The following is a 12779-nucleotide window of genomic DNA, read 5'->3' on the forward strand; positions in this document are numbered from 1 at the left end:
AAATGTCAGTACTATTACTAAAATAAAAGACCAAAAACTCTCTCTCTTCACTTAGACGACAGTGTAATTACTGATGCTACCTCTTCCACCTATTTTTGATATGAACCAAGAGCTAATTACTGTGTTTGCCAAGTACTTAGTGCCTGACAGGCCAGAAAGGAGCGAACAGTTTGTCCATAAAAAATCATTTAATGAAGCATTCTACTTACTTGTTGTTCTTTAGAGGAGTAGCGTATTTTATCGCACTCACCGTTTTACCTAACAGCTTATCTGCTCAAAACTGGGAAGAGTTAAGCGCACCTCCGTTCTACAGACACCATTCTAATGGATTTAGCTACGACGGCAAAGCTTTTGTATTAGAGGGAATTCTTAGTTCCGAGGTATCTAACGAGCTTTGGGGATATACCCCAGAAACCGACTCCTGGAATCAATTGGGCGACTTTCCTGGAACACCGCGACGTATTGCTATTGGTGATGATTGGGATGACAAATATTACTACGGGTTCGGTTTTGGAACAGCTGGAGCATTAAACGACTTATGGGTTTTCGACCCCGTTGACACCTCTTTTACGCAGCTCCCCTCCTGCCCATGCGAAGGGCGATCTCACCCAGCCTTCATTGCCCACAATGACAAAATATTCATGGGGTCTGGCTCTACCAACAATGGCGACCTTCGCGACTGGTGGGAATACGATATCCCTACCCAAGTGTGGACTCAAAAGCCCAACATGCCCGGTGGGCCAAGGCACCATCCTTTCTTTTTCTCTATTGAAGATGATGTCTACGTAGGAGGTGGTCACGTAAACAACTGGTTGCGGTTTAGTCCCAGCTCCAACCAATGGATGTTTATCGACAACCTGCCTGCGGGAAGAGTAGCAGGTACACAATTGAGCTACAACAACAAAGGAATTATTGTTGCTGGCGATGATAGGTTTCATGACCACATCCCGGATAATGAAACCTTTATGATGTACGACGCTGAGGAAGACGAATGGAGTTACCTTCCTGAGTTGCCAAACCGTAGCCGATGGGCTCCTTCTTCGTTTATCATTGACGACATCCTTTATTTATTTGGTGGCATCTCCTATTTCATCAACAGTGACCAAACCATGTGGAAATTCGATTTGAACTACTTAGAATGTCTCCCTCCCGGTGGTCTGAATGTTGTGAGCGTGGAAACCAACTCTGCCGAGTTATTTTGGACAGAAAACACAGGCGGAGCAGATACCCTGAAATGGAGAAAAGTTGGTGATCCTGTTTGGAATATAGCCCTTAACCCTGAACCGCTATTTGAAATAACCGACCTGGAGGCTTGTGAACAGTATGAATTTGTGGTAGTAAGCAGTTGTGGTGACTTAAATGCCAGTACTGAGCCTGTCACTTTTGAAACAGAATGCTGTATCAACCCTATGGTTACTTTCGAGACTTTTGCTGCTGCTGCAGAAATCCAATGGCCTAATGTGGTGGGAATAGATGAGTACCAAGTTAGATGGCGACCAGAAGGCACCTCCACTTGGGAAACAACAACAGCCAGCGGGAATTCTCTGTTTTTGAACAACCTGGAAGAATGTACCGTGTATGAATGTCAAGTAAAATCGACCTGCCAGAATTCAGGATCTTCTTTCGGCCCAAGAATTATGTTCTTTACCAGAAACTGTGGCGCTTGTACGGATATAGAATACTGTCCGCCATCAGAGGATTTTGCTGGAGCATCTGGTTTCATTGACCAAATCCAGATCAATAATGAAGTCTACAATACAGGCAATGACGATGGATACGGAGACTTTGTCAGCCCCAATGCAGAAGAGGTATTCCGTGGAGAAACCTTTGATCTTAGGTTAGTGCCTGGTGTAGTTGACGAAGAGGCCCTTAGCTGGAATGTATGGATCGATTTCAATGCCAATGGCATCTTTGAAGGTACCGAAATGGTTGTAAATGAAAGCCTGACAACAGCAGAGATTACAATAACCATCACAGTGCCTAGTAATGCATCAATAGGCCTAACAAGGATGAGAATCGTCTATGGTTCCGGTGCTCCTAATACGCCTTGTGATAATACAGGTGCGTTTGGCGAAACGGAAGATTACTGTATCAGTATTTTAGGCACAACGAATACTGTCGACCTCACAAATGGTTTGGAGAATATCTCTTTATACCCTACCCCAACTCAAAACCTACTTTGGCTAAAAGGAGAACTTTCTGCGGAAGAAAGCTATCGCATCCGGGTACTGACCGTTACCGGAGCAACCGAACGGGTTATTGAAAACTTCAACATAAATACGGCCATTGACATGTCTTCCTTACCGGCAGGCATGTATTTCCTGACCGTAGAGGATGAATTTATATTAAAAACATTGAAGTTTATCAAGCAAGACTAATTTAGGCACTTCATGCTCGCATTAGTTTAAGATAGATTTTCTTTATTTTGTTAGGTGTTTGTGCTACGGCTTTTCCTGGGCACAAGCACCTAACTTATTTACAGGGGAGCCCTCTTCTAAAGAAGTTAGGTTATTGTCTATAAAATTGCATACTCATGGCCTTCCACAACGAATTAGGTAAACTAGGAGAAACCCTCGCCGCTAACTTCCTGCAAGCCAACGGCTACACTATCGTGGAACGAAATTGGCGCGTCAATCGAATAGAAATTGATTTGATCGCTCGTTTGGAAGACACCCTTATTTTTGTAGAAGTAAAAACGCGTAGCAGCGACTATTTTGGTGCCCCCGAAGTATTTGTCACTAAGCGCAAAAAGCGACTCATGGCCAGTGCAGCCACCGCCTATATGCAAGAAACCGGCCACGAATGGGCGCTACGGTTTGATGTTGTCAGTATTGTAATGGGAAAGGGCGAGCCCCCCGAATTGGAACATTTTGAGGATGCCTTTTTTCCAGGCTTACACTAGCGTGAGATGCTATAATTCCTTTCTTAATCTAGCGACAGGAACCCCTAGCTGTTCGCGGTATTTAGCCACGGTACGGCGAGCGATATCATAACCTTTTTCGCGGAGTATATCCATTAGCTTCTGATCACTGAGTGGCTTGATTTTGTTTTCTTCATCGATAACATCCTTGAGGACATTCTTCACTTCGGTAGTCGACACATCTTCGCCATCGGTAGTACTCAGGCTTTCAGAGAAGAATTCCTTGAGACGGAAAGTTCCGAATTCCGTTTGTACAAATTTACTATTGGCAACACGCGAAATGGTAGAAATATCGAGGCCTGTGATCTCCGCAATATCTTTCAGAATCATTGGCCGGAGGCGCTTCTTATCGCCTGTCAAGAAAAAATCATATTGGTACTGCAGTATCGTGTACATCGTATTGTACATCGTTTGCTGGCGCTGTACGATAGCATCGATGAACCATTTTGCAGAATCAATCTTTTGCTTGATAAAAACAACGGCTTCTTTTTGTTCTCGGTTGCTCGTGCCTTTTCGCCGATTATTGCGATAAGAGCGCAACATATCCCGGTACTGGTCACTCACACGGAGGTCCGGTGCATTACGGCTATTGAGCTCCAACTCTAGCTCTCCGTCGCGGGTGTAGATGAAAAAATCTGGCGTAACATATTGAGCTGAACGCTGATTGGCGGTACTGTAACCACTAGCGGGCTTGGGGTTCAGTTTTAGAATTTCACCAATAGCATCCCTAAGTTGATCCTGGCTAATATCCAGCTGCTTTTGCAGTTTTTCATAATGCTTTTTGGTAAAAGCATCAAAATATTTCCGGATAATCAGCTTGGCTCGTTTCAGATTAACCAAGTCTTCATCATCGAGATCGAAATCGTCTTCGAGTTTAAGGTCTAGCTGTAACAACAGACATTCTTGTAAATCTTGCGCACCTATACCGGGAGGCTCAAAACGTTGGATTTTTTGCAGCATACTTTTCACGGTAGCCTCATCGGTAAAGATATTCTGAGAGAACATCAGATCGTCTAGAATCGCAACAGGGCTCCTTCTCAAGTAGCCATCCTCATCAATACTACCAATAATTTGCAAAGCAATCGTTTCTTCCTGCTCGTTATTGAGGCGCAATAAGCCTAGCTGTTCCTCCAGGTGATCGTGAAAACTTTGATGTACCGCAATGGGTATCGTCTTGTCTTCCTCATCTGGGTTATAATTATTGGAGGACAATTTATAGGAAGAGGGGTCATCATCAATATAATCCTGGAGGTATTCGTCGAGTTCAAAATTATCATCGGTGGCTTCGTCTCTGTTTTCTTGTTCTTCCACCAAACGATCCTCCCTTTCCAAACCTTCTTCCAAAGCCGGGTTAGCCTCCAATTCTTCCTTGATGCGCTGCTCCAAATTAATGGTTGGCACCTGCAGCAGCTTCATCAACTGAATCTGCTGTGGCGACAGCTTTTGGAGCATTTTCTGACTTATCGTCTGCTTGAGCATGACGTTTTTCTACTTGGGTATGGTTATTAAGGAAAGCGTAATTTACATTTGTTTACGTCTGTGCGCAAATTTTGTTTACAAAATGGAACGATTTTTGTTGAGGCTTTAGACCAATCCCCATATCTACACTTAATTTACACTCCTTCTGCCAAAAGTTCCCTACTTTTAAGGCCGACACTTAAGCATAACTACGCAATGAATATTCCTTCTCGCATCGAGCATTTGCGGGCCGCAATGGCTCAGCATAACATTACCGCCTACTTGGTGCCAAGTAGCGATCCACACCAAAGTGAATATGTCGCACCACGCTGGCAGACACGCACCTGGTTGTCAGGGTTTACGGGGTCAGCAGGCACCTTGATCGTTACAAATGAGGATGCTGGGCTATGGACAGATTCCCGTTATTTTCTTCAGGGAGAAGAACAGCTGGCCGGTAGTGGCATTAGCCTGGAACGCCAGCAAGTACCCCATGCTCCTGAACACGTGAGTTGGCTAGCAGACAATCTCGCTGCGGGTCAGCAACTCGGTTTTGACGGACGGGTAGTATCCCTCAGTCAGGCTCGTTTATTAGAGCGAAAGCTGAGCCCTAAAGGGGTTAAGCTCAATGCCAAATATGACTTAACCACCAATTTCTGGGAAGACCGCCCAGCTATCCCACGTAGTGATGTTTTTGCTTTCGATATCGCTTATGCGGGGCAAAGTCGGGCAGACAAGCTTACAAATATTCGGAAATGGCTAAAAAAAACAGGAGTAGATGCGGTACTTTTGGTTGCCCTCGATGAAATTGCATGGACTCTTAATATTCGGGCCGCAGATGTTGACTTCAACCCGGTTTGCCTGAGTTACCTTTTGGTGACCAAAGAACAAGTCAATTGGTTTGTAGGAAAAGATCGGATTGACCCAAAACTAAGTGCCGAATTAACTCAGGATGGTGTAAAAGTGGAAGATTATTCCCAAGTGGAACTTGCGCTGCAAAACTTCCCTGCTTCCCAGCAATTGGCAGTAGATCCGGCTACGTTAAGTTATCGTTTTTACGAGTTACTGGCGGGCAAAGACCTCAAGGAAGTGGGAAGCCCGGTGGTCATGATGAAAACCATCAAAAACGAAACAGAGATCAAGCACTTTCGCAACGTGATGTGCAAAGATGGTGTCGCTTTATTGCGTTTGTTTCGATGGTTGGAAGATACTTTAAAAACCACGACGGTCACCGAGGTAGAGATCAGTGAACGCCTGGCTGCCTTCCGGGGCCAGCAGAACCTTTACAAGGGAGAAAGTTTCCCAGCCATTGTTGGATACAATGGTAACGGTGCGATTATTCACTACCATGCTGAACCAGAAAACTGCGCCACCTTAGATGCTTCTGGCATTTTGCTACTCGATAGCGGCGGGCAATACCTCGATGGTACGACAGACATTACTCGCACCGTATCCTTAGGCAATACAACGATGGAGCAACGGCAGCACTTTACGCTCGTCCTCAAAGGCATGATCGCTCTGAGTAAGGCTCGTTTCCCCAAGGGTACTGGAGGCGCACAATTAGATACTTTGGCTCGCCAGTTTCTTTGGCAAGAAGGGCTCAATTTTGGACATGGTACCGGGCATGGCGTTGGTTTTTTCCTCAATGTCCATGAGGGGCCGCAGGGATTTGCAACCAGCGCGGTAACCAGTCGCGGCCGGACCGCTTTACAACCCGGTATGGTGACCAGTAACGAACCTGGATTCTACCGCACAGACCACTACGGTATTCGCATTGAAAACCTCATCTTGTGCGTAGAGGATCGCTCTACGGATTATGGAGACTTCCTTCGATTTGAGACCTTAACACTCTTTCCCATTGACCGTCGCTTACTTCAATTAGATATGCTTTCGGAAGAGGAGCGCCAATGGCTCAATGATTACCACCAGCAAGTGATGGCAGGTATATTGCCCCTCTTAAAAGAGGATGAAGAAAGGGTTTGGCTACGCCAGCATTGTCAACCAGTATAACTTACTCACTCATGCATCGATTTTTACTTGTATTCCTTCTCACTACGGTGAGCATTCTTATGCAAGCCCAGTCAGAAGGCCCCAAGCAGTTTGTTACCGAGCACCAAGATAATTTTGGGCGCTACACCGCCATTGGGACAGAAACTTTCATGCCCGATGCAGAGGGGCGCCCTGAGGCCGTCATTTGGTCGGTGAGTTATCTACGTAAAGATGTTGACCAAGCAGAAAACCGACCTGTAATGTTCGTGTTTAATGGCGGCCCCGGTTCTGCTTCAGTGTGGCTACACATGGGTTTATTCGGGCCACAACTGGCCAGCGTAGCCAGCGCAGCAAATGAAGATGACGGCGCAGCTCCTTTTGCGATAGTTGAAAATCCCTATAGCTTACTTGACTTGGTAGACCTTGTCTTTATCGACCCCGTGGGTACTGGTTACAGCCGTGTAGTGAACAAAGGTAAAGAAAGCAACTACTGGGGTCTGAACGAAGACGCAGCATCTATCGCTACGTTTATCCGGATGTGGATAACACAAAACAAACGTTGGAATGCACCTAAATTTATTGCTGGCGAAAGCTTTGGCACCACGCGAGCAGCAGGCGTAGTTAGAGCGCTCCACCAAGGAGGACAAGATATGGCACTGAATGGATTAGTACTCATATCTCAAGCCCTTGATTATACGGGATCGACGCCAGAAGCTGACAATTTGATTGCCTTCCTAACCTACCTTCCGACCATGGCGGCCACTGCCTGGTACCATGACAAAGCAGGCAAAGACCTTACCCTAAATGATTTTGTGGAAGAGGCCCGCAGTTTTACTTACGACGAATATGCACCAGCGCTGTTACGAGGCAACACCCTCTCAGAGGAAAGCAAAAATCATATCGCACAGCGCTTGGCTTATTTTACCGGGCTAGACAAGGCCTATATTCTTCGTTCCGATCTACGGGTAACTGCTACCCGCTTCAGAAAGGAACTTCTTCGCAACCAAGGACTCACTATTGGCGGTCTTGACAGTAGATACACGCTTGAAGAGTACGATCAAACTGCCGCTACGCCAACCCACAGCGACGCAGCAAGTGCGGCTATCAGCAGTGCTTATACTGCTGCACTACACACCCATTTTGCAAACAACCTGGCGATCGAGATGGACCTGCCCTACCTTACATCCAACCGGAGTATTTATCCTAAATGGAACTGGCGCCCCGTCTCTGCCAAACAATCATGGGAACCTGCTTACGTAAATGTTGCTCCGCAGTTGAGTTGGGCAATGCGGGCTAATCAGAGACTACAAGTTATGGTAGCCAATGGCTATTACGATTTGGTGACTCCCTTTTTCGATGCAGAGTATACTTTTCAGCGGCATGGCATCCTTCCAGACCGTGTTGAAATGCAATATTATGAAGGGGGCCACATGATGTACACCCAACATGATGAATTAAAACAGCTGGCAGCAGATATCCGTACTTTTCTTACACGTTGTTTAGCTCAATAAACTCTACCTTTGAGTATAACTACACAAACACCATGGCTAATCCTATTATTAAAGCATCAGATGTTGCTACCGCAGTAGCAATATCCAAGTGTATTCCCGAATTTATTGGCCCTCCAGGCAAAGAAGAATACAAAAAGCGCTTAAAAGATGTTCCACATCTTATCCTCGTAGCTTTTGATGGCACTCGTCCTGTAGGCTTCAAAGTCGGTTATGAGCGTAATGGCTCTTTTTATTCTTGGATGGGAGGCGTCTTACCCAGCTATCGGCGTCGAAATATTGCTCGTCGTTTGGCCGAAAGGCAAGAAAAATGGGCTATAGAGCAAGGTTATAAAAGTGTGACCTTCAAAACCAGAAATCAACACAAGAATATGCTCTTATTTGCATTAAAGCGTGGGTTTAATATTATCGGATTTAAAGAAAAAGGAGATGCGTCTACCAACCGTATCCTCTTACAGAAGGTTCTCTAGTTACGAATAGCCGCAAGTGATGTATCTTACGCCTCGTTTTAAAAAAAACTCAGTTGAACTGGCTATACTAAATAGTCAGCAAACCAAATACCATTGTTATGAGATCAATTTTCCTTGGTTTAGCTATCCTGCTTTTTACTAGTGTAACATTTGCTCAGGGAGAGTTTTCAGGCGGCTTCAAGGCTGGTCTGAATTTTAATAATATTGATGGCCCCGCAGAAACGGATGATGAGGTCTTCGAGACCAATACCGGCTTCCATATTGGTGCTTCCTTTGTGTATTCATTTACCGATCTGTTCGGGATTAAAGGGGAATTGATGTATAGCCAGAAAGGAACTCAATACACTTATGACGGGCCATCGTATTTCACGTTTTACACTACTAATACTGGCACGCCTATTTTCGCAACAGGTAACCGGCGCAGTGATATCAGCATTTCCAATTCTTACATTGACATTCCGGTGTTGCTCTACTACAAGATTGGTCGCCTCGAATTTGAAGCAGGTGTTAATGCTGGTTTTTTAATTGGCAGCAGCGGCAGCGGGGGAATCACCTTTTCCGGCGCCACCCAGGCAGGTAGCCCTGTAGCTGAATTCACAACAGGCGTTGATTACGGCTATTTCAGTGATGAAAAAGGAGTAGATGCTATTCAAGGGTCTACAACGATTACCTTGAATACCCTACAAGCCTTTTTACCAGGCTCTACCGATGCTTACTACGAAGCAGCAGCAGATAGTGATGATAATAAGTTCAAGTCTGTTGATTTTGGTCTGAATGCTGGTGTGGCCTTTTTCCTGAACAAGGGCCTTTATGTTGGTGTTCGTGCCAATTATGGCCTGACAGACATCACCAACGAAGGGCAGGATATTTCTCCGGTAAGTCTAGATCTCGGCAACCGCTATCAAACGCGGGACGACGTGGACAAGAATATCTCCATACAGGCATCTGTAGGGTTTAGGTTCTAATATAACTAAGTGTCTTTACACAACGAGGCTATCTCTTTTGAAGAGGTAGCCTCGTTGCATTTGTATCACCTACCACTTAACAATCAGTTCTTTAACCAGCGCTTGCAAGCGAGGCGAAGTTTCTCCAACTTTCGCGATGACATCCTCTACACTCGTCTCCTTAATATCTTCGAGCGGGTAGCATTTATTTGAAACGACCGAAACCACAAAAATGGGAAGCTCCATGTGTTTGGCCACCAACACCTCTGGCACGGTGGACATGCCTACGAGGTCGGCGCCAATCCGGTGAAAAAACTGATACTCGGCAGGTGTTTCCAGGTTAGGGCCTTGTAGCCCTAAGTAAATTCCTTCATGGGCAGGAATACCCATTTTCCTGGCCATCTGTAGTGCTTGGGTATTTAACTGACGGTCATAAGTACCCAACATATCCGGGAAGCGAGGGCCCAAGCGTTCATCGTTATGCCCCCTAAGTGGGTTGTCAGCCATGAAGTTAATATGGTCGCGAACAAAGACAATATCCCCAGCCTCAATAGCAGGATTGACGCTGCCGGAAGCATTAGAAATGATTAACCTTTCGATTCCCAAAAATTTCATGACCCTTACAGGGAAAGTGACTTGCTCCATGCTGTAGCCCTCGTAGTAGTGAAACCTACCGGCCATCGCCACAATGGGAATACCGGCCAGTTTACCAAAAATAAGTTTACCACGATGGCTCTGCACGGTTGAAACAGGAAAGTGAGGAATATCTCCGTAGGCAATTTCGGTCGCGTCCGTTATTTCGTCAGCCAAACCGCTAAGACCTGTGCCCAAAATGAGTCCGAAACGCGGACTAAGGTCACTTTGGCTTTTGAGGTAATTGACCGCATCCTGAATGGTATCGTATAAATGAGGTGAGGGCATGTTTGTTTTGAATTATTGGTTCTATGACAACTTTTATCTTAACCCAAAGTAAAAAAATAGTAGAGGATGCAGCTGCCTTTCAAGGCATTAATTTAACCTTATCTTTTTGTAAATGCCAGACCAAAGCTTGTCTTCAGACACCAACACGCCCAATTGGCAAGTCTATGAGTCAGCAAAAAACATATTCATTCCGGTAGAATAAACAACTACTTTACCGTTTTTCACCCGCAGGATTCATCCCCGTAGCTACTCATTACGACCTGGTAGAAACACGGCTAACTGAGTGAGAGCGGGATAAACTTCTGCGACCGATGGGAAAGATTCACCCCACAAAAAAAGACTTGCTACCGCTAAGTAACAAGTCTTTTTGACGGAGCCATCCATCGGACTTGAACCGACGACCTACGCATTACGAATGCGTTGCTCTACCAGCTGAGCTAGGATGGCATTAAAGCGCCGCAAATAAAATCTTTTTTCATAGAAAAAACAACTCACGCTGTCGAAAAAATTACTAACTAGGCCATTATTTTTTGGGTACCCTCTGCAAATCACTTAAATTTGAAGGCAAACGAAACCCAACCGACTTTGACCTATCGAACGATTATTAGTCAGCTGTTTATTACGCTAGGAAGCCTTCGTGCAGCCATAGAGCTGATTCGAGAGCGAGAACTTTGGCAAGGTATCAATCGCTATAGTTGGGTATTCAAAGCCCTTGTGATTGTGGCTATAATTGTAGGACTGTCCTTTTTGACGGAAGTTGGCAGTTGGGTTGGTCGTCTCTTTGTCGGAGACACCGACATCAATGCTTTTGCTGCCATGGGCACAATGATCAGCAACGTCGTTACTGAAGGTTATGAATCTTTCACTTCTGGCTTATTGAAATACGTCATCCTTGTGCTTTCTGAAGTAGTGGTTTTCCACTTTATGCAACGTGCATTAGAAGAAATCCAAGGGCATCCTATCCGTACCGATTTCCAAGCTTTTTTTACCGCACAGGTGCGAATGATCAAGGTAGCCATCCGAGCCTGGATCATGGAGGTAATTGTTTCTGCTTTGGTAAGCGTATTTTTTGGAATCTTTGGCTTCCTGGACTGGCTAGAAAGCCCCATCTTATTTTTGACTCAATGCTATTTCTTCGGCTTGGTGATTCTTGACAATTACAATGAACAATTCGGCATGACTATCAAAGAAAGCATGGCCTTTAGCAAATCCTACATAGGCGTATCGCTAGCACTGGGTTTTGTGTTGTATTTGTTGATGTTGATACCACTAATAGGTGTATTATGTGGTACAATCCTGGTATCAGTAACAGGAGCAATCGTAATGAGTAAAATTGCTAAACTAGAAATAACATCTCCTACTGCGGAGATAAGCGCTGATTAAAAATTGATAACGGGCACATATACGCAAGATTAAAACCAATAAAAATGAGAGGTGCGTTTTCTGTACTATTCTGTGTGCTCTTTTTGTCAATCAGTCATGGTCAACCTTTCTATCCATTTAACAATGAAGCGTTAAAGTATGGGTTGATGGATAGTCTGGGGAATGTGAAAATCAAACCGCAATTTGACGATGTCTCTTTCGATTCAAAATGCGGCCTTTATGTTGTTGAAGTAAATGATAAGTTTGGTGCAATTAACGCTCAAGGAGATTTTGTAATTCAACCTAAATACCAAGCGCGAATACGCTTTGATAATAGTTGCGAATTGGCAATCGTCAAAAGGAATTTCAAATGGGGTTTTATTGACCTTCAGGAGAACGAGGTAATACCGCCTAAATACGATTATGCGTACCAATTTGACGAATCAGGTTTAGCACCAGTTAAAAGTCGTCAAAAATGGAGTTACATCGATAAAAAAGGGGTAGAAGTCATTACAGGGCCTTTTGATCGTATTCAGAGCTTTGATGAAACGAATAATCTAGCAGCCGTAAAAGTTAACGGACGCTGGGGTTTCATTAACAGACAAGGAAGTTTCGTAATTCAACCTAAATTTGAAGACACTGGAGGATTCTGGGAAGGAGGGCTTGCCTCGGTAAAGCAGGATGGCAAATGGGGCTTCATTGATAACAAAGGGAATATTGTAATCGATTTTAAATATGATGACACAGGTCTTTATTTTACCAATAACCTGACACCTGTAGCAATTGGTGAAGATTATTTTTTCATCAACCAAAAAGGAGAAACAAAAATCCCAGGCCCCTTTTCAGACGCCAAAGAGTTTGACGAACATTGGGGAAAGACTGATGGGGTAAAGGACATTGCTGTCATCGTTATAAATGACAAGTTTGGAGTGATTGACACGACAGGCAAAGTCATTATCCAGCCTTTATATGACAATATAAATATATTTGATAGTGAAACGATCCGAGTTTCCGTAAATGGAAAGAATGGTGTGGTTGGAAGAGACGGAAACTTTATCATTGACCCCATTTTCTTCAGCATCTATGGCTTTGATGAGAACGGAATAGCAAAAGTCATTTATGACAATGGCAATAGAGTTGGAGCTGTAAATAGAAAGGGTAAGTTTCTAGGATTTAGAAGACAAGATGTAGATTGATGCCCAAAAAAAGG

At 44.5% G+C, this 12779-nt stretch carries 10 protein-coding genes and 1 tRNA gene; 8 read left to right on the forward strand and 3 right to left on the reverse strand.

Annotated features, from left to right (window positions below):
• The first annotated feature begins 191 nt into the window (after positions 1–191).
• Both A3EU_RS0111620 and A3EU_RS0111625 read left to right on the forward strand, forming a co-directional pair.
• Positions 192–2378, forward strand: coding sequence for a GEVED domain-containing protein (locus tag A3EU_RS0111620; protein WP_020536338.1), 2187 nt, complete (start codon positions 192–194; stop codon positions 2376–2378).
• Between the two features lie 155 nt (positions 2379–2533).
• Positions 2534–2902: a YraN family protein gene (locus A3EU_RS0111625; protein WP_020536339.1), complete on the forward strand. Its 369-nt coding sequence runs from the start codon at positions 2534–2536 to the stop codon at positions 2900–2902.
• Positions 2903–2911: 9 nt separating this feature from the next.
• On the opposite strand, the gene rpoN is transcribed toward A3EU_RS0111625, so the two are convergent.
• A complete protein-coding gene (gene rpoN, locus A3EU_RS0111630; protein WP_020536340.1) occupies positions 2912–4399 on the reverse strand; it encodes an RNA polymerase factor sigma-54 in 1488 nt (495 codons plus the stop codon).
• Positions 4400–4594: 195 nt separating this feature from the next.
• On the opposite strand from rpoN, the gene A3EU_RS0111635 reads away from it, so the two are divergent.
• The 4 genes from A3EU_RS0111635 to A3EU_RS0111650 all read left to right on the forward strand — a co-directional run bounded on the left by A3EU_RS0111635 (position 4595) and on the right by A3EU_RS0111650 (position 9307).
• Complete coding sequence (locus tag A3EU_RS0111635) at positions 4595–6385, forward strand: aminopeptidase P family protein (RefSeq protein WP_020536341.1); 1791 nt, start codon at positions 4595–4597, stop codon at positions 6383–6385.
• Between the two features lie 11 nt (positions 6386–6396).
• Positions 6397–7875, forward strand: a complete 1479-nt coding sequence (locus A3EU_RS0111640; protein ID WP_020536342.1) for a S10 family peptidase — start codon at positions 6397–6399, stop codon at positions 7873–7875.
• 32 nt (positions 7876–7907) lie between these two features.
• On the forward strand, positions 7908–8342 hold the full coding sequence (locus A3EU_RS0111645; RefSeq protein WP_020536343.1) for a GNAT family N-acetyltransferase: 435 nt from the start codon (positions 7908–7910) through the stop codon (positions 8340–8342).
• Between the two features lie 98 nt (positions 8343–8440).
• Positions 8441–9307 (forward strand): outer membrane beta-barrel protein, encoded by an 867-nt coding sequence (locus tag A3EU_RS0111650; RefSeq protein ID WP_020536344.1) that lies wholly within the window; start codon positions 8441–8443, stop codon positions 9305–9307.
• A 69-nt stretch (positions 9308–9376) separates the two neighbouring features.
• Here the strand turns inward: A3EU_RS0111650 and A3EU_RS0111655 are convergent, their stop codons facing one another.
• Positions 9377–10207: a purine-nucleoside phosphorylase gene (locus tag A3EU_RS0111655; RefSeq protein ID WP_020536345.1), complete on the reverse strand. Its 831-nt coding sequence runs from the start codon at positions 10205–10207 to the stop codon at positions 9377–9379.
• Positions 10208–10581: 374 nt separating this feature from the next.
• Positions 10582–10654: transfer RNA gene (locus tag A3EU_RS0111660), tRNA-Thr, on the reverse strand.
• A gap of 111 nt (positions 10655–10765) precedes the next feature.
• On the opposite strand from A3EU_RS0111660, the gene A3EU_RS0111665 reads away from it, so the two are divergent.
• Together A3EU_RS0111665 and A3EU_RS0111670 are read left to right on the forward strand one after the other, a co-directional pair.
• Entirely contained in the window at positions 10766–11590 is an 825-nt protein-coding gene (locus A3EU_RS0111665) for a hypothetical protein (RefSeq protein WP_020536346.1), read from the forward strand.
• A 44-nt stretch (positions 11591–11634) separates the two neighbouring features.
• Entirely contained in the window at positions 11635–12765 is a 1131-nt protein-coding gene (locus A3EU_RS0111670) for a WG repeat-containing protein (protein WP_020536347.1), read from the forward strand.
• Positions 12766–12779 lie beyond the last annotated feature (14 nt).

It is taken from the genome of Lewinella cohaerens DSM 23179 (genome assembly GCF_000379805.1).
GTDB classification, from domain to species: Bacteria; Bacteroidota; Bacteroidia; order Chitinophagales; family Saprospiraceae; genus Lewinella; species Lewinella cohaerens.